Source organism: Lactobacillus xujianguonis (assembly GCF_004009905.1).
In the GTDB taxonomy this organism is placed as follows: domain Bacteria; phylum Bacillota; class Bacilli; order Lactobacillales; family Lactobacillaceae; genus Lactobacillus; species Lactobacillus xujianguonis.
Window position 1 is genome coordinate 43,632 of the sequence record NZ_ML136883.1, and the last position, 21,673, is coordinate 65,304.

The following is a 21,673-nucleotide window of genomic DNA, read 5'->3' on the forward strand; positions in this document are numbered from 1 at the left end:
ACCAAGTTTTAGTCTAGTTTAATTACTTGTCAGACTTCTTGCTTTCCTTTTCTTCTTTAACTTTTGATTTAGCTACTTGCTTTGATTCGTTAGTAACTAAGTCCATAGCCTTACGTACAGTAATGTCGTGAGTCAACATGTCATCACTCAAGGTGTTACGAACCATCTTTTCATCCATGTTGTATTCAGCAGCCAAGTCCTTGATTTCCTTATCAATTTCATCCTTAGTTGCCTTAAGGCCTTCTTTAGCTACGATAGCTTCAAGAACTAAGTTAGTCTTAACTCTTTCTGCAGCATCCTTAGCAAATTGGGCACGTAATTGTTGTTCGTTAGTATTGGTTAACTTGTAGTAAGTTTGTGGGTCAATACCTTGACGTTGCATGTTACCTAAGTATTGGTTCAATTGAGTGTCAACATCTTCTTGAATCATTGCATCAGGAATTTCGTCGATCTTAGCGTTCTTTACAGCACCTTCAATAGCTGCTTCTTGAACTGCATCCTTAGCTTCTGCTTCTTTTTGACTCTTCAAGTTCTTCTTGATCTTGTCCTTTAATTCATCAAGAGTTTCCACTGAGTCATCAACGTCTTTGGCAAACTCGTCATCTAACTTAGGAAGTTGCTTTGACTTAACTTCGTGAATCTTAGTTGCAAAGTGTGCTTCTTTACCAGCTAAATCCTTTGCACCGTAATCCTTAGGGAAAGTTACTACTACATCAACATCATCGCCAGCTTTGTGACCTACAAGTTGGTCTTCAAAGCCTGGAATAAATACGTTTGAACCTAATTCAAGTGAGTAGTTTTCTGCAGAACCACCATCGAAGGCCTTGCCATCAATAGTACCCTTGTAGTCGATAGTTACAGTATCGCCCTTTGCTGCCTTGCCCTTCTTAAGAACAAGTTCAGCATTTTGTTCACGACGCTTGTCAAGTTCAGCATCAACATCCTTAGCGTAAACACGAGTGTTTTGCTTTGGAACTTCGATACCCTTGTATTCACCTAATTCAACTTCTGGTTGAACTGAAACTGTAGCCTTCATAGTCCAGTCCTTACCCTTATCCATTGATACAGGTACGATTTGTGGTTGGCCAACAGCTTCAATCTTAGCTTCCTTAACAGCTGCTGAGTATGCATTTGGCAATACTAAGTTCAAAGCATCTTCATATAAAGCTTCTTCACCGTAGTATTGATCAAAAATAACACGAGAAACGTGACCCTTTCTAAAGCCAGGAACACGCAAATTCTTCTTTACTCTTCTAAAAGCTTGGTCTAAGCCTAATTTGATTTCATCTTGTGAAATATCAAAAGTAAGTTCACCGGTAGTCTTACCGGTCTTTTCCCATTTTACAGACATTAATTAAATACCTCCAATGTCAAATTTGAGTTTGCTAGTTTGCTACTTGCATACTAAGTTATCTTACCTTAAACGGCAACAAAAAACAAATTTTGAGCAAAAAAAGATGTACTTCTTAAGGAAGTACATCTCTTTTTCTATATCGTTAGAAATTAGTCAAGGATTTCAGTAACCTGACCGGCACCAACGGTACGACCACCTTCACGGATAGTGAACTTAGTACCCTTTTCGATGGCAGCTGGCTTAATCAATTCAACAGTGAATTCAGTGTTATCACCAGGCATAACCATTTCAGTACCTTCTGGCAATTCAATTTCACCAGTAATATCAGTGGTGTGGAAGTAGAATTGTGGACGGTAGTCTGAGAAGAATGGGGTGTGACGGCCTCCTTCTTCCTTCTTCAAGATATAAACTTGGCCCTTAAACTTCTTGTGGGTTTGAATTGAACCAGGTGCAGCCAAAACTTGACCACGAACAACTTGGTCACGGTCAATACCACGAAGCAATACACCAACGTTATCGCCGGCTTCACCCAAGTCCAAAGTCTTGTGGAACATTTCCAAACCAGTAACAACTGACTTAAGAACCTTGTCTACCAAACCAACGATTTCAACTTCGTCACCGACCTTAACAGTACCACGGTCGATACGACCTGAAGCAACTGTACCACGACCAGTGATAGTAAATACGTCTTCAACTGGCATTAAGAATGGCTTATCAGTTTCACGTTCTGGAGTTGGGATGTATTCATCAACGATGTCCATCAACTTGATGATTTGTTCTTGAGCTTCCTTGTCGCCTTGTAAAGCCTTCAAAGCTGAACCACGAACAACTGGAATATCGTCACCAGGGTAATCGTATTCAGTTAACAAGTCACGAACTTCCATTTCAACCAAGTCGATAAGTTCTGGATCGTCAACCAAATCACACTTGTTCAAGAATACAACGATGTAGTTAACACCAACTTGACGAGCAAGCAAAATGTGTTCACGAGTCTGTGGCATTGGACCATCAGTTGCAGCAACAACCAAGATAGCACCATCCATTTGTGCAGCACCGGTAATCATGTTCTTGATGTAGTCGGCGTGGCCTGGAGCGTCCATGTGAGCGTAGTGACGATTTTCAGTTTCGTATTCTACGTGGGCGGTGTTAATAGTGATACCACGTTCCTTTTCTTCTGGTGCAGCATCGATTTGTGAATAATCTTCAGCTTGTGCCAAACCTTTTTCAGCTAAAACAGTAGTAATAGCTGCAGTTAAAGTAGTCTTACCGTGGTCAACGTGACCAATAGTACCAATGTTTACGTGTGGCTTAGTTCTAACGTAATGTTCTTTTTCTGCCATTAAAATGACCCTCCTGTAATTTTGCAAGAAGTCCGTTGAGATAAGTTAACGGATAATTCTCTGTTGAATATTGTACTACTTTCATCGGCAAATGCCTAGTATAAAATGCTAACGCCATGCCTTAATGAAAATAACCTTAGCTAATTATACTAAATCCTTTCAAAAAGTAAACCTTTTTGCCTAAAATTATTGCGGTAAATTTTGATAAATTTTTTCAAGTAGCTCCTGATGGCTTCGACCATTTTTTGTTTCAAGAAAAGAAACCAGATCACTCGTAAAACTATCAGGATCCTTGATATAGCTTGAAATCATTGGATAAAGACTACCAAAAATAAGATTTGCCTCTCCTAACATTAGTGGCAATTGACTAGGATTATTTCTAAATTTACTACCTAAAGAAGCAATCACTTCTTGATAAATAGTATTTTTCTCTAACAAGACTGTTTCAGCAGGAATAAAAGCTTGCATTTTTCCAATAACCCAAACTTTGACTTCTTCTGTAACGCCTAGACGAACCAAGTCTTCGCAAATTGCTAAACGAACCGCAAAATTTTGACTTGGATCTAATAATAAGCTTTGTGCAAAAGACTTAAAATTAATCAAGTTTAACTTCAATAACTGTTCATAATCAAATTGACTAATATTCTTCTGCCGCTTAAATAAATCCATAATCATCTTTTGATCTTGGTCACTAGCTGGAGTTACTTGAAGTGGGGCTTTACGTCCACTAACATGTTCTACTTGCAAAGCCTCAATCAAAAAATGATTTGCTGCTAAAACATTGAAATATTCTAAATAAACTTGCTGGTCAGAAAAAAGATCAGGTTCTTCCTTAATTAAGGTGTAGGCCTGATCTTCTTGCTTATTACGACAATATAAATCACATAAACGCAAAACAATTTGCGTATCGTGATGCATTCTTAGAGCTTCTAATAAGTTCTGAATGGCACCTGTTAAGTTGTGATTCTTTTCGTTTTCTTCAGCAAGTTTCATCAAATTTTCTTGACTTAATGAAACCATACTTATTCCTTATTTTCTTTACTCTTCTCAACTACTTTTTTGCCCGTCTTATTTACATCGACTGGATGGCGTGATTTACGTCTATTCTTATGATTAGTAGTTGAATGGGACTTTTTAGGAGCTGATTCCTTATTATCATCAGTCTTGGCACTCTTCTTTTGCATTGCCCGATGACGATTTTGATTTACTTCCATCACTACCGGTAAGACTACTGGACGACGGTTAGTTTGCTTATACAGGAACTTCTCCAAGTCATTCCGAATATCTTGTTTAAGTTCACTCCAATCGAACTTTTTATGTTCAAAATTATTTGCAATTGCCTTTTTAATAATTTCGATGGAGTCATTCATCAACTTATGATTTGCTTTAATATAAACAAATCCACGGCTTGTTACTTGTGGTTGGGCAATAATCTTTTTCTTTTTACGGTCGATCGTTACCACGGCAATAAAAATCCCGTCATCTGATAAAATTTCACGATCCCGTAGAACAATATTACCTACATCCCCTACACCGGAACCATCAATCATAATATCTTCGCCAGGAACTGGATCAGATAAATAGAAACGCTTTTTCTTAAAATCGTAATTATAGCAATCACCGTTCTTGGAAATAAAGATATTATCTTTATCCATACCAGTTTTTTCGGCAAGATCTTTATGAATTTCCATTAAACGATATTCACCAATTACTGGGAACAAAAACTTAGGCTTCAAGGTATCAATCAATAATTGCAAGTCTCTTCCCGTAGCGTGTCCGCTAGTGTGCTTATCACGGCCTAACTGAATGACAGTCCCGCCGGCACGGTAAACCATATCGCTAGTTTCTGCTACCATTGTTTCCACTGAATGAGATGGTGTAGTAGCAATAAAGACTAAATCACCTTTATGAATCTTAATCATGCTATGGCGCTTAGTGGCCATTTTTTGTAATGAGTTTAATGGTTCACCCATCCGACCAGTCTCCAAGATAACAGTTTTATCATCTGGGGTAGTCTTAAGATCCTTAACTCTCATTAATAAGCCATCTGGGACTTGTAAATAGCCCAGCTTCATTGCTGTACGAACGATTTTAGCAACATCGCGACCAGTTAATAAAACTCTGCGTCCAGTTGCATGGGCAGCATTCAAGACTTCTTGAACACGGTTTAAATTAGAAGCTTTAGCCGCAACAATAATTCTCCCTTTTGCATTTCTAAACACATCAGTGACATAGCTACCAATGCTTTGCTCAGATGCGCTTGGGAACCAGGCTTCAGCATTTGAAGAATCACTAAGTAAAGCCAAGACATTCTTAGTCTCAATTTCAGCTAAGCGATCCATATCAGTGCGGTAATTTGGTGCAGCTGATGGATCAAACTTGAAGTCACCAGTATAAACAATTTCTCCAGCTGGTGTATGAACGACAATTCCTAATGAATCAGGTATTGAGTGGGTAGTATGGAAGAATGAGATGCTAGCATTTCTAAAATCAATTTCAGTATTAGCATCAATCACGTGGAAAAGACTATTTTTAATCTTTTTATTTTCACGTTTTACTTCAATTTTTGCCAATTCAACGGTTAATTGTGAACCAAATACCGGAATATCATACTTGCGCAAAATATATGGTAATGCACCAATTGAATCGGCATGCCCATGAGTTAAGAAAATTCCAGCTACACGATCTCCATATTGTGCAAAGAAATCTAAATCGGGAATCACAACATCAATTCCGAATAAAGAACTATCTGGATACTTCAATCCTGCATCCAAAACAAAAATTTCATCATTAACTTGAACTGCGAACATGTCTTTTCCTTGCTCACGTACGCCGCTCAAAATCATTATCTTAATTTGATCAGCCATATTAATTCCTTTTCTACTTGTAATATTTTTATTATTGAATTTTTAATTTTATGGATCTGACGATCACAACGTAAATACAATCTTATTTGATTTTAGCATAAACAGGACCTAATTGACAAAAACAAAAAAGCCAGTCCAAACGGACTGACTCTTAAATCATTTAAGCTAAGACTAACGACGCAAACCTAACTTCTTGATCAATTCACGGTAACGGTTAAGATCGTTCTTTTCTAAGTAACGAAGTAAGTTACGACGGTGACCAATCTTCTTAAGCAAACCAACGTATGAGTGGTGGTCGTGCTTGTGACTCTTCATGTGGTCAGTTAAGTTGTTGATGTCAGCAGTCAAAACTGCAACTTGAACTTCAACAGAACCAGTGTCACCTTCGTGGGTTGCGTATTCTTTAATGATTTCGTCTTTTTTTGCTTTTGAAATAGCCATTTTATTCACCTTTCAAATACTAAAACAATTGCCATTAACAACGTTTATCGTCAGGTGTGAGCGTATAAACAGCGTTAATGGTTCAACAACATCTACTATCATACAAATTATTTTTTTAAAAAGCAAGTACAAATTACCTTGCATCAACCATGATTCTTAAGTATAATCAATTAAGTAAAATTTAACGACTAATGGAGGTGAAATTTCATGCCACAAATTAAATCAGCTATTAAACGTGTTAAGACTCAAGACGCTTCCAAAAAGCACAATGCTGCCGAAATGAGTAAGTTAAGAACTGCTGTTAAGAAGTTCAAGACTGCTGTTGCAGCTGGCGAAGAAGATGCCTCCAAGTTACGTTTAGAAGCAGAAAGTGCTTTGGATAAGGCCGTATCAAAGGGCTTAATTCACAAGAACAAGGCTGCTCGTGACAAGAGTCGTATGGCTAAATTGTCTAAGTAATTGACGAGATAATCTAAAAAGACGGGAAATCAATTGGTTTCCCGTCTTTTTTTATACATTTAAAACAAACATTTTCAAGAAATTATCAGTTTTATAAGTACCATTTTTGTAATTGTAATCTAAATCAATTAATTTGGCTAATAATTCTTGCAGTTTTTCAATCGTAATTCTATTCTTTAAAGCCAGCTTAACTCGGTACGGATGAATCCCTAATTCTTTGACAATTTGCGATTCATTTCTACCCCTTTTGTTCAGAATCTTTACAACCAAAAGAATTTCTAACTGATTTTCAAAAACTGCAACTAATTGAATTGGATTAGTCCCCTGGCGTAATTGATCACTTAATCGCTCAACAGCTTGCCGATAATTATGTTGCAAGGCATTTTCTAAAATTGCAAAAATATTTTGGGCTAGTGACAAATCAACATTTTGTTCAACGGACTTCTCAGTAATCTTCCTATCTATAGCTGCCATCTTCAACTTAGCGTAATTACTCAGAATTGTATCCATCACTTGATCACTGCGCTCTACCAATAGTTGCAAAGCCGACTGCGTAATAGTATAACTTTCAGCTTTAATAATATTTTTGGTAACCGCAGCAACTTCATATGGACGAATTGCTGGCTGCACTACATTAAAATTGGCTGTAATTATTTTGGTCAATTTTTTCCGACGATCAATTTTTTCATAAGAAGCAACAATAACGACAACATCTGTTAATTCTTTTAAGTGTGAAAAAATGTCTTGCAATTTTTCAATTTGTTTCTGATATTTTTTTGGCACTTTGGCTGTTAAAAAGAACGGATTTTTTACGGTAATAATTTTCTGACTAGAAAACAAGCTTGATTCTGTTAAAGCATTAATTAACTCGTCTAAGCCATCACTTTCACAATCAACCGTAACCTTTTCTAAATCTTTAAAGCGTTCATCTTGAACGTATGACCGCGCTAAATAATTGTTTAAAAATTCGTCATCGCTCCAAATTAAGGTATGCGCATTGGTATTAGTGTTTTTAAATAAAGAAATTAAATTCATTCATTTTCCTTTCTGACGAAGCGATTAAAACTAGTGTGATTGAATTGATCATAATACCAGCTAATCATACCACAGTCTTGTGTTGAGACCCACGGAATATTTTGCTGACGCAAAGTATTTAAAGTTTCTTGATGCGGGTGCCCAAATCGGTTATTGCGACCGGCAGAAATAAAAACTAATTGCGGCTTTAAAGCCTGAAGGAATTCTGGATTCGAAGAAGTTTTACTCCCATGATGCCCCAATTTAAAGTAGTCAGCATGCAACTGATATCGCTGCATTATCTGCTTTTCCCCTTCTTGTCCTAAATCGCCAGTAAATAACCACCGCTTATGGGCTACTTCGAAAGTTAAGGAAAGTGAATCCTCATTCTTCCCCTCTCCCGGTTTAAAAGGATAAACCACTTGAAAATTAATTTTGGGTTCCTTCACCTGCATCCCTGCGATTAATTCCACCAATTGGGTATGTTTAACTACCCCATCAACTCTTTTCTTAAAAGAAGGATTTTTAATTAATCCTTGCGCCATAAACAACTTATCAACCTGTACTTGCTCTAGTAACGGGCGGACGTCACCAACATGATCTGCATCTTGATGTGAGACAAATATGCCATCAATTTTATTAATTCCTAGCGCTTTTAACAAAGGAATAGTAATCCGATTAACTTGCGGCGTTTGTTTTTTCCCTGAAAAATTTAATTTTCCCCCGGTATCAATCAAATAAACTCGCCGCGGGAAAGGAGTGGTAATCAAGATACTATCACCCTGCCCTACATCAATAAAACTAACTTGTCCTTTTAACGGACAATGAATCATCACAAAAAAGCTGATATATAAAGTAACCACTGCTCCTAACCAGCTATATTTGATTTTTTTAAGCAGTTCTTTTTCGTTTAAGTACATTAAAAAGCAACTAGTCACTATCAAGAGTAACAGACATTGCCACCACGTGATTTTGCCAAAGGTTACTAAACCTAATTTAGTGTGCGAAAGCTGACCAATTAACTTTTCAAAGAATAATAAGATATTTTCTAGATATTCGCTTAACTTAGGCAAAAGACTAAAGCAAACCAAATTAATAAAAGTAATCGGTAAAACTACCCAATTAAAGTAAGGCACGACTAGTAGGTTAAAAATCACCGTTAGAAGATTTACTTGAAAGAAAAACAATAGTAATAACGGTGTCAAAAATAAATTAAGCGACACAGCTTGCCCAAACTTGGAAAATTTGCTGGTCAACTGTAATCCTAAGGCTAACACATAACTTAAAATGGCCCCGATTCCCATAAACAGCCGCGGATAAAGGCAAAGGTGAAGCAAACAAGTTAAACCTAATATATCGATCCCTGCCATTTTAATCTTTTTAAATTTACTAATTTTACCTAAGACATAGGTCAAACTTGCACGCACAAAACCAGCTTGGCCATCACTCAAAAGAATTCCCATCGTCAATACTATTAAACACAAAATAAAGGCCTTATCTTCCGTAATTTTGAGATAAAAGCATAAACTGCTAACTACTAAGGTATAAATGCCAACATGTAAGCCTGAAATACTGAGTAAATGAATCACGCCTAAATCGCGATAATTATCAATCACTTCTTTATTATCAGGTGAACTATTTTCAGCAAGAATTAACTCACTAGCAAAAAAACCTAATAAACGTGGCATTTTTCTAAAAAATTGTTGAAACTTAAAGCGAATTTGGTGAATTTGATCTTGCCAAGTAATTGATTGTGGCAGCAAGCGACAACTTTTAAATTTGATTTTTTGCGTAATTCCTTCGGCTGCATAATAAGCTTGATAATCAAATTCACCTAAATTTGTCGCTGGATCAATCGGACCCAGTTCTCCTGCAAAATGACTAGCAATTACTGTCTTACCGGTCTTAAAGAGTTCTTCTTGACTGGAATCAATATTACCTGAAAGCAAAATCTTTCCTACTTCTGAATGACCTGTTCCGGAGAGCCAACCATCTGTTACTTTCACTTCATCTGGAAAAATTTTAACCAGTGTTTGATCCGATAAGACTGTTAACTGATGAGGCTGTTTAACTAACCAGGTCTTGGTCAAAAAGATCGCAGCAATTATTAATAACAAGGAAAAATTTTGATATTTAAACAATATTAGTAGTAATAAATACCCTAGCATCATTAAGACAATAATTTCTTGTTTAGTTGTCTTTACTTCAAAAAAATAAAATGACGCAGCTACAAATAATAATGCCGTTAAGAACCAAAAACCAAGTTGATTAAAACTATATTTCCAATTGATCTTTAAGCCCTGCAAAAGTCTTCTCCCCAATACCTGAAACTTGCATCAAATCTTCAATTTTCTTAAATTGACCATTTTGCTCTCTGTAAGCCACAATTTGTTCTGCCTTTTTCTCACCGATACCATTTAATTTTTGTAAATCAGCAGCTGAAGCAGTGTTTAAATTGACCTTTTCGCCCGTAGTACCACTTGAAGAATTGGCTGCCGATGAATCACTTGCGGAATTAACGGTCGTTATATTATCTACCTTTTCGCCTTTAAAAGGAATATGAATCTTATCTTGATCCTTAAGAATAATAGCTCGATTAATCGCTTTAACTTGTGCGTTACTTCGCAATCCACCAGCTGCTGCGATCAGTTCGTCTAATCTGGCGCCATTTTTCAGAGTATAAACTCCCTCATGCTTTACCGCTCCTGAAATATCACAGGTAACAGTCTTACTCTGACTGCTATTTGCAACATTATCAGTTGAGCTTGAACTTGTTCTTTGATCACTTACAGAACTTGATTGAATAGCAGTCTGCATGAAATTATCATTATTAACCTCTTCTTTTTGATTTTGATGTAAGAAAACTGCTCCAATCAAAAGTAAAACTACAACAATTAGAACCAACTTTCGATTTTCGCTAACAAATTTTTTGATTTTTTCTAAATCCATAATTTCTTCCCCCTAACTAATAACTACGCAAAAAAGGCCTAGAATTTTTTTCTAGGCCTAATATTTTTATAAATTTAAACTTTCTTAGGATTTTATAGCGCTTATTCAAGTAATTTAATGCATCATCAAAAGTTTTGACTGGCACAATTTTCATCTTGGAATGGATCTGCTTGGCAGTTCTCTTGGCTACTGCATAATTACTTTCAGACTTCTTAATTCCAGTATGATCACTTGGAGCAAAGAAAACTTCTGCTCCAGCTCGATCAGCAGCGACAACTTTCTTATCAACTCCGCCAATCATCCCTACTTGCCCCAAGACATTAATCGTCCCAGTGCCGGCAACCTTATGGTTTTTGGTCAAATTACGATGGGAGAAAATTTCATAACTTTCCAAGGTAAACATCAATCCCGCCGAAGGACCGCCGATTTCACCCACATCAATCTTCAACTTAGGTTTAGTAGTTACTGTCGTCCGCTCAACTAACTGAATACCAATGCCGTTACGTTTACTCCCTGCTAATTTTACAATTTTACCAGTAAAGTTCTTCTTTTCATTATTGCGTAAAACTTCAATTGTAACTTTGCTTCCCGGCTTTTGCTGATTTAAATAAGACATCATTTCTTGGGTTGAACGAAAGCGTCGATCATTGGCGCCTAAAACTGTATCGCCAATTTGCAAACGATGACGAAAACTAGAATTTTTTTGTACATTCATCACATACACGCCATGATAATTAAGTTTTGGTTTTAAACCAGCTTTTTTAGCAGCATAATAAATCGCCGTTTGCTGGGAAGTTTCCATGTACCAATTTTGCAATTCTTGATACTGACTACTAGTTTGACCAGCTAATAAATCTTTACTTGGAGTCCGAGTAGCAAATTTTTGCGTATAACTCCACAAATACTCCAAAACTGAAGCTGGACGCGAAGTAATACTTACCGTTACTAAATATAAATTCATTGGCTTTTTAGTTTCAGACTTAATAAATTGGCCAACCGGAACTGATTCTCCAGGTCCTTCAATAAAATAATCAGTTGGCCAAGAAAGTCCAATTGCAAGTGCCACTAGTATAAGTATTCCAATTAGCCAGCGATAAAACTTCTTTTTACCTTGATTCTTATTATTTACCATCTTTTTGCCTCAATTTAGCTGTTAAAGCTGCCGCGGCTTTTGCCGGTAAAAACTGTGCTATTTCACCACCAAATTTGGCTACTTCCTTGACCATACTTGATGCAATTTGGCTATTTTCGGGATTAGTAAACAACAAAATGGTCTGCACATCTGGTGCTAATTGATTATTTAATCCTGCAATTTGCTGTTCGTATAAGAAATCCTGACTGTTTCTGACGCCTCTAATCATTGCTTTAGCATTTAATTCATGTGCAACATCAATCGTCAATGCATCAGGTCGACTAACAGCAGTTACATTTGTTAGCCCTTTTAAAGCATCTTGCGCCAAAACTAGCCGTTCGTTAGCTGTAAAAAGATATTTTTTATGAGTATTGGTCATTACCACTAAATAGACGTGATCAAAAAGAGTTGCTGCTTTTTTCAAAACATCAAGATGACCATTAGTTATGGGATCAAAACTTCCCGGAAAAATTGCATCTGTCATGATCGTTATTCCTTTTGATAAATTCGCACAATAGTTTTACCTAAATGATGCTGCTTTAACAATGAAAAGCCACTAACTTCAGGTAATTCTGTCTGATCGTCGGTTTCAGCAACAATTATTGCTTGCTGATTAAGTAATTGTAGGTCCAACATTTTCTTCATATCAGCTGCAATCTTTTGCTTAGCATAAGGCGGATCTAAAAAAACTAAATTAAACTTCTTACCTTCTTCAGCAAACCGTTTTAAAGCGACACTACTTGGCATCTTATAGACGCTAAAAGATTCTGGAGCTCTAGTTAAAGCAACATTCTTTTTGATAATTTCAACAGCTGCATAATTGATATCCACGAGTGTCGCATGTTCACAGCCACGAGAAACAGCTTCAATTCCTAAAGCTCCACTACCACCATATAGGTCTAGTACTTGTCCACTCTTAAAAAATTGTCCCAAAGAATTAAATAAAGATTCTTTAACTTTATCACTGGTTGGACGAGTTTTTCTACTCTTTAAAGTAAATAAATTACGTTTGGCAAATTTCCCTGAAATAATTCTCACTTCAATAAGTCCTCATTCTTCTCTTGTCTGCGTTGTATTTCCTGCTCTGCTTCTTGAGCCATAGTGGCAATTTGCGTCTCAATATGACTACTGCTTAAATCAACTTGGTCTTTTTCAGAAAATTCTGCATATTTCACAAAATCTAACTTGCGGATTTCTGCTAATTCTTGTTTAGCATTTTCTTGAGTAACGTACACAATGCAGTACTTCATCTTTTTGGAAAAATAAACAATATCGCCAAATCGACGTAATTTATACTGATCGCTAGCATTTTTTAGGTAAATTACTAAACCAGTGCGTTCAGTTAAGCCTGCACTCTTAAGCTCTTTATTAATACTCATGCAACATTATCATCCTTTGCTTGCTTTATTTTTTCATTAGCTGAAATATTTAACACTAAGCCAATACATGCCGTTAAGACAATCATGGAAGAGCCACCATATGAAACAAACGGTAAAGTAACCCCTGTGATTGGTAATAAACCTAGCATAGCCCCAATATTGAAGACTGACTCCGTAAAAATAATGGTGGTCACACCAAAGCAAATTAAAGCATTATATTGACTAGTTGCTTTAATGCCTACTTCCATGATATTCCACATTAAATAAAACAACAAAAATACCAGAAAACTAGCACCAACTGCGCCTAACTCTTCAGCTGCAATTGATAAGATGAAGTCAGTATAAGGCTCAGGCAAATATCCTCGCTTTTGCATACTATTACCTAGACCTACACCAAACAAGCCACCATTATGGATGGCATAATAAGAATTAACTAACTGTGCGCCACCTTTTCGCTCTAAGGCAAAGGGGTGTAAAAATGAAAGTAATCGCTGAAACTGATAATTATCTTGTAAAAACTTAGGATTTAACTTGATTACCAGAAAGAATACAGCCAATACTCCAACTACTATTGAAATTAACCAGAACAACGCTAATTTGGTTGGAACTCCAGAAACCGAAAACATAACTAGAGCAATCATAAACAAAATTGCTGTCCCACCCAAATCTGGCTCGACAATTACAAGTGCCATCATGAAACCAGTTAAAATGGCTGGATGAGACAAGTTTTGCCAAACATGACCATAAGTAAATTTACCATCACGTTTATTCAAAACATACGCTAAGTAAATTACCAATGCCAATTTAGCAATTTCTAGTGGTTGCAAGTTAATAAATCCTAAATTAATCCAACCTACAGCACCATTAACTGCCGCACTGGATCCGCGAAAGAATTTCATCAAAACCAAAAAAGCTAACAGAATTAAACTGATTAGTAAAAACCATAAAACAAATTTTTTATTTCTAAAAACTTCTAGCTTTAAAGCGAAAAATGGGCAACCAAAGCCAAAAAAAGCGACAGCTGCATAAATTGCTTGACGTACACCATAAAAATCAGGCTTGAATCCATTTGTTAACAAAATAACCGAACTAGCTGAATAGACTAAAATAATCCCGAAGACAACTAGGAGCAGATATGGTATTAAGATATTTAAATTTAAGTAATGTAATTTTCGTCGCATCAGTACTTGCTCCCTTTGCTTAATAATATCTTTTTTATTATAAAACAAAAAAAGCGTCACTTCTATCGAATGACGCTTTAAAAATCTATTATTATTGACGATTACGTCTCTTATCAGCCTTTTGACGTTCTGAAGTATTCAAAATCTTCTTACGTAAACGAATTGATTCTGGAGTTACTTCACAGTATTCATCATCGTTCAAGAATTCAATGGCTTCTTCCAAAGTCAAAGTCTTTGGTGTCTTGATTGCTGCTGCGTGGTCCTTACCGGCAGCACGGGTGTTAGTCAAGTTCTTACCCTTGGTTACGTTAACTGCGATGTCTCTTTCACGACTTGATTGACCAACAATCATTCCTTCGTAAACTTCAACACCAGCGCCAATAAACAATTGACCACGTTGTTCAACTGATTGAAGTGAGTAAGTAGTTGATTGACCTTGATTAATTGAAACCAAAGCACCATTACGACGACCTGGTTCCCAGTTTCTAACAACTGGTTTGTATGAATCAAAGGTGTGGTTCATAATTCCGTAACCACCAGTTTGTGACATAAATTCGTTGTTGTAACCAATCAAACCACGTGATGGTACTAAGAATTCAAGACGAGTTTGACCATTGCCAGTTGGTTCCATGTTTTGCATGGTACCCTTTCTTTGTGAAAGGGAATCAATAACTGAACCAACATATTCATCTGGGGTATCGATTTGAACAGCTTCAAATGGTTCACACATGGTGCCGTCAATTTCACGATAAATAACCTTAGGACGTGAAAGTTGCAATTCGAAACCTTCACGACGTAATTCTTCAACTAAGATTGAAAGGTGAAGTTCACCACGACCAGAAACAGTCCAAGCGTTCAATTGATCAGTTGGTTCAACTTTCAAAGAAACGTCGGTCCGAGTTTGACGGATTAAACGATCTTCAAGTTTCTTAGGAGTTACTTGATCCCCTTCACGACCTGCAAATGGTGAGTCATTAGCAACAAAGTCCATTTGAAGAGTTGGTGGATCAATCTTAAGAAGAGGTAAAGCTTCAGGTTGTTCTGCGGAAGCAATAGTTTCCCCAACATAAATATCATTAATACCACTAATGGCAATAATGTCACCAGCTTTAGCTTCTTTAATTTCGTTACGCTTTAAACCAAAGAAACCAAATAACTTAGTAACACGGAAGTTTTGAGTTGAGCCATCACGCTTCATAACAGTGATGTTGTCGCCAACTTTAACTTTACCACGGTAAATACGGCCGACACCGATACGACCTACATAGTCATCCCAATCAAGCATAGTGATTTGGAATTGTAATGGTTCGTCGGAATTGTCGATTGGGGCTGGAATATTTTTGATAACAGTATCAAAAATTGGATCCATCGTGTGTTCTTGCTTAGCAGGATCTTCATCATATGAAGAAGTACCGTTTAAAGCAGAAGCATAAACAACTGGGAAGTCAAGTTGTTCATCGTTGGCACCTAATTCGATGAAGAGTTCAAGAACTTCGTCTAAAACTTCCTTAGGACGAGCACCAGGACGGTCAATCTTGTTTAAAACAACGATTGGTTTAACGCCAGCTTCCAAAGCCTTCTTCAATACGAAACGAGTCTGTGGCATTGGACCTTCGTAAGCATCAACTAACAAAAGTGCACCATCAACCATGTGCATGATACGTTCTACTTCACCACCGAAGTCGGCGTGTCCTGGCGTATCCAAGATGTTGATCGTTGTACCCTTATACTTAACAGCAGTATTCTTAGATAAAATGGTAATACCACGTTCACGTTCAATGGCATTTGAGTCCATGGCACGATCTTCCAGATCCATGTGTTCTGGTAAAGTATCGGATTGCTTTAACAATTGGTTAACCAAAGTAGTCTTACCGTGGTCAACGTGGGCAATAATAGCGATATTTCTAAGATCGTCTCTTCTTTTTTCTGACAAAAATATTCCTCCCCACTCTTCAATAAAAAAACTGTGACTTGGTCACAGTTTCGGTAGCGCGTCTTCACGCCTTATCGAAGTGCTTCATAATCTGTATAGCTACGTTGATTGATTTTACCACCTAACTATGCGCTGGTCAACGCTTTAGCGTAAATTATCTTTATTATAAAAATAAAGTTTTAAAAATTCAGCATTCTTTTTCTTTTTATGGTAAAAATGTATTAAGAATAAAAATTTTCTTCCAAAGGAGTAATTAAATTGATTTTAATGAAAAATATTACCCGCGACGGTAATCCTGTTTTGCGGAAAGTTGCACAACCTTTAGCTTTCCCATTGAGCGATCACTATCAACAATTGGCAAAAGATATGATGGAATATTTAATTAATTCCCAAGATCCTAAGATCGCTGAAAAGCACCAATTACGTGCTGGTGTTGGTTTGGCTGCTCCACAAGTTGGCGAAAGTGTCCAAATGGCATCTTTGCTTGTGCCTGATGATAAGGGCAACATTATCTTTAAAGAAACTTTTGTTAATCCAGAAATCATTTCTGAATCAGTACGCCAAGCCTGTTTAAGCGAAGGCGAGGGCTGCTTAAGTGTTGATAAAGTAATTAACGGTTACGTTCCTCGTCCTGATAAATTAACCATCCACTACTTTACAGTTGATGGCAAAGAAAAGACTATTAGATTAAAGGACTATCCAGCTATTGTTGCTAGCCATGAAATTGATCACTTAAACGGTCACCTTTTCTACGATCGCATTAACAAGGAAAACCCATTTGATCTTAAAGATGACACAATCGTTATTTCCTAAAATTTTTAAACACTCAAGTTAACAGCTTGAGTGTTTTTTTATAACAAAAAAGCTGCCGGATGACTGGGCCGACAGCAAATGGGAACTAAGAAGATTGAAGAGACTTCTTGTATAGTGAGCAAATGAGTTTTAAAAGCCATTTACTACAAAATCATAGTATCGCGAATAGAGATTAGAGTCAACAAAAGCGAAAGTTATTTCTTAAGGTTTGGTTATTTTAATCATGCTATTTTAAATATAGTTCACAATATGATAAAATAGTATTTAACTGCTGAGTATTTTTTGAATATTCACATTGAGAACGTTTTTTACAATTTAATAAGGAGATTATTTACTATGATCTACAAAGTTTTGTACCAAAAAGACAAGATTGTTAACCCACGTAGAGAAACAACTCAAACTCTTTACATGGAGGCAGACAACCAAGTCCAAGCAAGAAAGTTGGTTGAGGACAATACCCCCTATAACATTGAACTCATCCAAGAATTAACAGGAAACTCTCTAAAATACGAACAAGAACACGCTGATTTTAAATTAACGTCGTTCGATGAGAAGTAATTAGAGTGCGAATTAAAAATAATGAAGTAGCCGTTTTCGCCATCGGGGGTTTGCACGAAATCGGTAAAAACATGTACTGTGTTCAATACCAAGATGAAATTATCATCATGGATTGTGGAATTAAGTTTCCAGAAGACGACCTCCTAGGTATTAATTACGTCATTTCAGACTATTCATACCTAGTTAAAAATCGCAAAAAAATCAAGGCGTTAGTAGTCAGTCACGGACATGAAGACCATATTGGTGGGATTCCTTTTTTACTTGAAAAGATTCCGGAAATCTCAGTTTATGCCACTCCTTTTGCCCTATCTTTAATTAAAGGTAAGCTAGAAGAACACGGCATTTTAAATACAACTGAATTACATGAAGAACATGAGGATACAGTTTTAAAGTTTAACAAGTTAAGTGTTACCTTCTTTAGAACTACTCACTCAATTCCTGATACTTTAGGAATTGCAGTTCATACTCCACTCGGAGCAGTTGTCTTTACCGGTGACTTTAAATTTGATTTGACACCAGTCATGGATCAACCTGCACCTGATTTCCAAAAAATGGCTAAATTAGGTGACGAAGGTGTACTAGCACTTCTTTCAGATTCAACTAACGCTGAAGTACCGCAATTTACCAAGTCTGAGCGTTTTGTTGCTAAATCATTACACGATATGATTACCGGGATCAAAGGCAGAATTATTTTTGCTACTTTTGCCTCTAACCTTTATCGGGTATCAACTGCAATTCAAGCAGCAATTGATACTGGTCGTAAAGTTGCTATTTTCGGTCGTAGTATGGAAAATGGTGTCCAAAACGGGATTGATTTAGGTTACTTAAATCTTCCTGAAGGTTTGATTGTCGACGCTGATGAAATTAACCATACTCCACCAGAAAAAGCCATGATTTTATGTACTGGCTCACAAGGTGAACCATTAGCTGCCCTTTCCAGAATTGCCAATGGTACTCACCGCCAAATCAGTTTACAACCAAACGATACAGTTATTTTCTCTTCCAATCCAATTCCAGGAAATACACTTAGCGTTAACCATTTAATTAACAAGTTAATGGAAGGCGGCGCTAATGTCATTCATGGCCGAGTTAATAATGTCCACACTTCTGGACACGGTGGTCAAGAAGAATTGAAGATGATGGTCCGCTTGAGTAAACCAAAATATATGATTCCTGTTCATGGTGAATACCGGATGCAAGTAATTCATACAGAATTAGCTCAAGAAGCAGGTGTACCTGCAGATCACACCTTCGTTCTTAGCAACGGTGAAGTTGTTTGTTTTGGCCCTGAAGGCTCTCGGATTGCTGGCCACATCCCTGCCGGAGATGTCTATGTCGACACATCTGGTACCGCTGATGTTGGCAACGTTGTTGTCCATGATCGTCAAATCCTATCTGAAGAAGGTTTAGTAGTCGCCGTGGCAACCGTCGACTACAAACATAAACGTGTTTTGGCAGGTCCTGATATTCTCAGTCGTGGCTTTGTCTATATGCGTGAATCAACAGATTTAATTAGCCAAGCTCAAAAGCATGTCTATCACGTTCTCAGAAATGAAATGGCTAAATCTGATAAACCAAAAGATAGTGATATTCGGAAAGCAATCATTGAAAATCTCTCAGACTTTCTTTATTCTAAGACCGAGCGACGACCAATGATTTTACCAATGATCATTGAAAAGAAATAAAGTATTGAAAACCCGCAAGGGTTTTCTTTTTTTGAAAAATTCAATTATGAAAGTAACAAGTCAATTAAACATTTTTCTTAATCCAATTTCTGGTAACGGTAAGGCTTTACAAGTCTATCGCAAACTAAAACAATTATTGCAAAAAGAAGAAATCCAATATCAGACTTATATTGGACCCCATCCTAATAGTCTGTATACAAGAGTTCAGGAATATGCGGCTAGTCCTCACCCTGCTGAAGAAGTTATTGTAGTCATTGGCAGAGATGGTACCTTTAATGAAGTATTAAATGGCCTAAAGCATTCACCGCGACCAAATTTGCCCTTAGCCTACTTACCGGCTGGCTCAGGTAATGACTTTGCTCGTGCAGCAGGACTAACAACCGACCCACAAGAGTTTATCAAGCGAATCAGCCAAGCAAAAACTGTCACGGTAGATTGCGGCAGTTTCACTTATGCTAGTGAACCTGAAAAGCGCCATTATTTCGTTAATAATTTTGGTATTGGTTTTGACGCCTATGTCGTTCATTTAAGTAACAATCAAAAATTGAAAAATGAGTTGAACCACTTTCATTTAGGGAAATTTATTTACGGTTTGAATATTCTAAGCGTTTTGCGTAAACAGAATACCTTCGCTGTAACCATCAAAACTGCAGAAAAGAGCTACCATTATGGAGATGCCTACTTTGTTACCACCACTAACCATCCCTACTTTGGCGGAGGAATCGCTATTTTACCTAGTGCTAATATTGAAAGTCATGTCTTAGATACTGTTGTGGTCGAAAAACCTGGTTTAGGAAAATTTATCCGTTTATTTGCCAAGCTATTAAAAGATGGCTCTCATGTTACCGATCCCCAATTTCATGATATTCAAGCTAAAGAAATTCATGTTGAGACCCATAAACCACAATATCGTCAAATTGATGGTGAAGATGGAGAAAGAGCTAGTTATGCCGTTACTTTTAGAATTGATCACTTTAATTTAATCAAATAAAACAAGGGTTGAAATAGTTCACGTTGACTATTTCAACCCTTATTTTTTATCCAAGATAAGAAATTGCTACTTGTAATTGCGCCAAACGAATAACGGCCTGCGCTAAGCTATCTTCATCAGTGGTAACAGAGATGGTACAAGTCTTTTCATCAAAATCAAAGCCTGCACCAAGAGCAACGTTTTCTGCAGTCTGATATAACTCTGGATCGGTTTGACCAGGATCAAGCTTAAACAAAATGTGACTATCATCACTAACTTGATATAATGACCCAACTTCTTGAACGAAGCAATAAACTGTATCACCATAAGCATCAATCTGTGTCGTGGCTACTTCATAGGAATCCTCACTAACCCTTACCACCTCAGTATGTTCAGTCACCCAGTTACCTATGTCAGATTTAATCTGAACTGCAAGCTCATCTTTTCTTTCCATCTTTACCTCACAAATAAAAAGCCGCCATTTGAGACTAGGCGACTTTGAAGAAACATATTATGTAACTGTATGCAGGACAACCCTACATACCATATTTTATCTTACTCAAAATTTTGCGCTAGTCAATTCTCTCTGGTGAAAAGTGCCTTTAAAGCCACGGCCTGATAATAAGGAATTAATTCTAAGCCATCCTCTTCTTCTAACTCAATTTGCTTTAAAACATCATTTAGTTCACTGGGATCTACTTGCGGATATAGACGCAAAAACTGCTTTCGAGTTATACCTTGAGTGCGAAAACCATTTTTAACATAATTTTCTGGCGCAATATCAGTAAAATCTTGCAAATCATAGTAAGGTTCACCATTTTTGCCAAAGTATTTGATGACAATACGTTTCAATTCAATAAAAGCACCTAACTGATCGGCCATTTTTGGAAAAAGTTTGGCTAGTTCAATAATAGTTTTGCCATCCTTTTTCACTTCGGCCTGATTAGGATGTAACTGCTTCCATTCTTCTCTCACTGCACCACGATCAGGTCGCTTAGCAATGATCGCTTCAATACGAGCAAGATTTGTTTGCTTTTGTTTAGTTTCTTTGCGCCATTGTAATTCGCCAACCATTTGCCGATATTGCGGCGGAAAAGGCTGTTTAAGAATATTCCAAATAAAATACAACTTGTCAGTCTCATATTCTTCTAGATCTTGATCGCGCCAGCGAATTTCGCTATTTGACTTCATTTCTACCTCCTTTGCATTAAGATTGGGGTTAAACTTTGACTCTAACACCTCATATTTTACACGTTTATCTTCCCTAGATGGATCTAAATTTAAATTTCTTAACCATTAAGTTAACAATAAGTCACAGAAAATTCATATTTTCTCTCTATTCTTTAAAGTGAATAAGAAAGGATGATATACTTTGTTGCATTTTTTATTAATTGGCTTATCTGTTTTTACTCTTGCACTCACCGCTTTAAGCAAAGCTATGATTCCTGCTCCTGTTAAAAATAAGAAATAATACGCGTGGTGCTAGTTAAATCGTTCTAAACAATAAGCCAAATTATAAGCTAAAATTGCAATTTCCAACCGGCTTTGAAAGCCTATCAGACTACGTGCTCGATTGTTCTCGGCATTGTAATAGGTCA

The 21,673-nt window shown here is 36.9% G+C and carries 21 protein-coding genes and 1 pseudogene; 5 read left to right on the forward strand and 17 right to left on the reverse strand.

From position 1 onward, the window contains the following. Positions 1-22: 22 nt before the first annotated feature. The 5 genes from tig to rpsO all read right to left on the reverse strand — a co-directional run bounded on the left by tig (position 23) and on the right by rpsO (position 6,002). Positions 23-1,351 (reverse strand): trigger factor, encoded by a 1,329-nt coding sequence (gene tig, locus EJK17_RS06510; protein WP_103661895.1) that lies wholly within the window; start codon positions 1,349-1,351, stop codon positions 23-25. Positions 1,352-1,503: 152 nt separating this feature from the next. Then, a complete protein-coding gene (gene tuf / locus EJK17_RS06515) occupies positions 1,504-2,694 on the reverse strand; it encodes an elongation factor Tu (protein ID WP_103661894.1) in 1,191 nt (396 codons plus the stop codon). A 186-nt stretch (positions 2,695-2,880) separates the two neighbouring features. Beyond that, positions 2,881-3,714 (reverse strand): hypothetical protein, encoded by an 834-nt coding sequence (locus EJK17_RS06520; protein WP_103661893.1) that lies wholly within the window; start codon positions 3,712-3,714, stop codon positions 2,881-2,883. Positions 3,715-3,716: 2 nt separating this feature from the next. Then, positions 3,717-5,561 carry a ribonuclease J gene (locus EJK17_RS06525; RefSeq protein WP_103661892.1) on the reverse strand — a complete coding sequence of 615 codons (1,845 nt, stop codon included), beginning with the start codon at positions 5,559-5,561 and terminating at the stop codon, positions 3,717-3,719. 171 nt (positions 5,562-5,732) lie between these two features. After that, positions 5,733-6,002 carry a 30S ribosomal protein S15 gene (gene rpsO, locus EJK17_RS06530; RefSeq protein ID WP_103661891.1) on the reverse strand — a complete coding sequence of 90 codons (270 nt, stop codon included), beginning with the start codon at positions 6,000-6,002 and terminating at the stop codon, positions 5,733-5,735. Positions 6,003-6,209: 207 nt separating this feature from the next. Between rpsO and rpsT the strand changes: the two genes are divergently transcribed. Next, on the forward strand, positions 6,210-6,461 hold the full coding sequence (gene rpsT / locus EJK17_RS06535) for a 30S ribosomal protein S20 (RefSeq protein ID WP_103661890.1): 252 nt from the start codon (positions 6,210-6,212) through the stop codon (positions 6,459-6,461). Positions 6,462-6,512: 51 nt separating this feature from the next. Here the strand turns inward: rpsT and holA are convergent, their stop codons facing one another. The 9 genes from holA to typA all read right to left on the reverse strand — a co-directional run bounded on the left by holA (position 6,513) and on the right by typA (position 16,049). After that, positions 6,513-7,496, reverse strand: coding sequence for a DNA polymerase III subunit delta (gene holA / locus EJK17_RS06540; protein ID WP_103661889.1), 984 nt, complete (start codon positions 7,494-7,496; stop codon positions 6,513-6,515). Continuing rightward, positions 7,493-9,781, reverse strand: coding sequence for a DNA internalization-related competence protein ComEC/Rec2 (locus EJK17_RS06545; RefSeq protein WP_103661888.1), 2,289 nt, complete (start codon positions 9,779-9,781; stop codon positions 7,493-7,495). Before EJK17_RS06545 ends, holA begins: the two co-directional genes overlap by 4 nt. Then, complete coding sequence (locus EJK17_RS06550) at positions 9,750-10,424, reverse strand: ComEA family DNA-binding protein (protein ID WP_103661887.1); 675 nt, start codon at positions 10,422-10,424, stop codon at positions 9,750-9,752. Before EJK17_RS06550 ends, EJK17_RS06545 begins: the two co-directional genes overlap by 32 nt. A 16-nt stretch (positions 10,425-10,440) precedes the next feature. Then, a complete protein-coding gene (locus EJK17_RS06555) occupies positions 10,441-11,556 on the reverse strand; it encodes a SepM family pheromone-processing serine protease (protein ID WP_103661886.1) in 1,116 nt (371 codons plus the stop codon). Beyond that, on the reverse strand, positions 11,546-12,040 hold the full coding sequence (gene coaD / locus EJK17_RS06560; protein WP_103661885.1) for a pantetheine-phosphate adenylyltransferase: 495 nt from the start codon (positions 12,038-12,040) through the stop codon (positions 11,546-11,548). Before coaD ends, EJK17_RS06555 begins: the two co-directional genes overlap by 11 nt. A 5-nt stretch (positions 12,041-12,045) precedes the next feature. Further along, complete coding sequence (gene rsmD / locus EJK17_RS06565; RefSeq protein ID WP_103661884.1) at positions 12,046-12,594, reverse strand: 16S rRNA (guanine(966)-N(2))-methyltransferase RsmD; 549 nt, start codon at positions 12,592-12,594, stop codon at positions 12,046-12,048. Beyond that, positions 12,591-12,935, reverse strand: a complete 345-nt coding sequence (locus EJK17_RS06570; RefSeq protein WP_103661883.1) for a YlbG family protein — start codon at positions 12,933-12,935, stop codon at positions 12,591-12,593. The genes rsmD and EJK17_RS06570 overlap by 4 nt, the downstream gene beginning before the upstream one ends. Beyond that, positions 12,932-14,116 (reverse strand): FtsW/RodA/SpoVE family cell cycle protein, encoded by a 1,185-nt coding sequence (locus EJK17_RS06575; protein ID WP_103661925.1) that lies wholly within the window; start codon positions 14,114-14,116, stop codon positions 12,932-12,934. The genes EJK17_RS06570 and EJK17_RS06575 overlap by 4 nt, the downstream gene beginning before the upstream one ends. Before the next feature lie 91 nt (positions 14,117-14,207). Next, the gene (gene typA / locus EJK17_RS06580; protein WP_103661882.1) at positions 14,208-16,049 is read right to left on the reverse strand and encodes a translational GTPase TypA; all 1,842 of its coding nucleotides are present in this window, start codon (positions 16,047-16,049) and stop codon (positions 14,208-14,210) included. Between the two features lie 258 nt (positions 16,050-16,307). On the opposite strand from typA, the gene def reads away from it, so the two are divergent. The 4 genes from def to EJK17_RS06600 all read left to right on the forward strand — a co-directional run bounded on the left by def (position 16,308) and on the right by EJK17_RS06600 (position 20,096). Further along, entirely contained in the window at positions 16,308-16,862 is a 555-nt protein-coding gene (gene def / locus EJK17_RS06585; RefSeq protein WP_103661881.1) for a peptide deformylase, read from the forward strand. Between the two features lie 336 nt (positions 16,863-17,198). Further along, entirely contained in the window at positions 17,199-17,420 is a 222-nt protein-coding gene (locus tag EJK17_RS06590) for a DNA-dependent RNA polymerase subunit epsilon (RefSeq protein WP_103661880.1), read from the forward strand. Between the two features lie 5 nt (positions 17,421-17,425). Further along, the gene (rnjA, locus tag EJK17_RS06595; protein ID WP_127796292.1) at positions 17,426-19,105 is read left to right on the forward strand and encodes a ribonuclease J1; all 1,680 of its coding nucleotides are present in this window, start codon (positions 17,426-17,428) and stop codon (positions 19,103-19,105) included. Between the two features lie 31 nt (positions 19,106-19,136). Continuing rightward, complete coding sequence (locus EJK17_RS06600; RefSeq protein ID WP_246011975.1) at positions 19,137-20,096, forward strand: diacylglycerol/lipid kinase family protein; 960 nt, start codon at positions 19,137-19,139, stop codon at positions 20,094-20,096. A 46-nt stretch (positions 20,097-20,142) separates the two neighbouring features. Here EJK17_RS06600 and EJK17_RS06605 read toward each other — a convergent pair whose 3' ends face one another. The 3 genes and pseudogenes from EJK17_RS06605 to EJK17_RS06615 form a co-directional block, all read right to left on the reverse strand. After that, the gene (locus EJK17_RS06605) at positions 20,143-20,529 is read right to left on the reverse strand and encodes a DUF1828 domain-containing protein (protein ID WP_103662708.1); all 387 of its coding nucleotides are present in this window, start codon (positions 20,527-20,529) and stop codon (positions 20,143-20,145) included. Positions 20,530-20,651: 122 nt separating this feature from the next. After that, on the reverse strand, positions 20,652-21,266 hold the full coding sequence (locus tag EJK17_RS06610) for a temperature-sensitive replication protein (protein ID WP_103662707.1): 615 nt from the start codon (positions 21,264-21,266) through the stop codon (positions 20,652-20,654). Positions 21,267-21,557: 291 nt separating this feature from the next. Next, positions 21,558-21,673: pseudogene (locus tag EJK17_RS06615) on the reverse strand (IS982 family transposase); the annotation flags it as partial.

Bases quoted from the DNA above. Each gene is read 5' to 3' on its own strand.
- tig (WP_103661895.1), bottom strand. From the start codon at position 1,351: ATGTCTGTAAAATGGGAAAAGACCGGTAAGACTACCGGTGAACTTACT.
- tuf (WP_103661894.1), bottom strand. From the start codon at position 2,694: ATGGCAGAAAAAGAACATTACGTTAGAACTAAGCCACACGTAAACATT.
- EJK17_RS06520 (WP_103661893.1), bottom strand. From the start codon at position 3,714: ATGGTTTCATTAAGTCAAGAAAATTTGATGAAACTTGCTGAAGAAAAC.
- EJK17_RS06525 (WP_103661892.1), bottom strand. From the start codon at position 5,561: ATGGCTGATCAAATTAAGATAATGATTTTGAGCGGCGTACGTGAGCAA.
- rpsO (WP_103661891.1), bottom strand. From the start codon at position 6,002: ATGGCTATTTCAAAAGCAAAAAAAGACGAAATCATTAAAGAATACGCA.
- rpsT (WP_103661890.1), top strand. From the start codon at position 6,210: ATGCCACAAATTAAATCAGCTATTAAACGTGTTAAGACTCAAGACGCT.
- holA (WP_103661889.1), bottom strand. From the start codon at position 7,496: ATGAATTTAATTTCTTTATTTAAAAACACTAATACCAATGCGCATACC.
- EJK17_RS06550 (WP_103661887.1), bottom strand. From the start codon at position 10,424: ATGGATTTAGAAAAAATCAAAAAATTTGTTAGCGAAAATCGAAAGTTG.
- EJK17_RS06555 (WP_103661886.1), bottom strand. From the start codon at position 11,556: ATGGTAAATAATAAGAATCAAGGTAAAAAGAAGTTTTATCGCTGGCTA.
- coaD (WP_103661885.1), bottom strand. From the start codon at position 12,040: ATGACAGATGCAATTTTTCCGGGAAGTTTTGATCCCATAACTAATGGT.
- EJK17_RS06570 (WP_103661883.1), bottom strand. From the start codon at position 12,935: ATGAGTATTAATAAAGAGCTTAAGAGTGCAGGCTTAACTGAACGCACT.
- EJK17_RS06575 (WP_103661925.1), bottom strand. From the start codon at position 14,116: ATGCGACGAAAATTACATTACTTAAATTTAAATATCTTAATACCATAT.
- EJK17_RS06590 (WP_103661880.1), top strand. From the start codon at position 17,199: ATGATCTACAAAGTTTTGTACCAAAAAGACAAGATTGTTAACCCACGT.
- EJK17_RS06605 (WP_103662708.1), bottom strand. From the start codon at position 20,529: ATGGAAAGAAAAGATGAGCTTGCAGTTCAGATTAAATCTGACATAGGT.
- EJK17_RS06610 (WP_103662707.1), bottom strand. From the start codon at position 21,266: ATGAAGTCAAATAGCGAAATTCGCTGGCGCGATCAAGATCTAGAAGAA.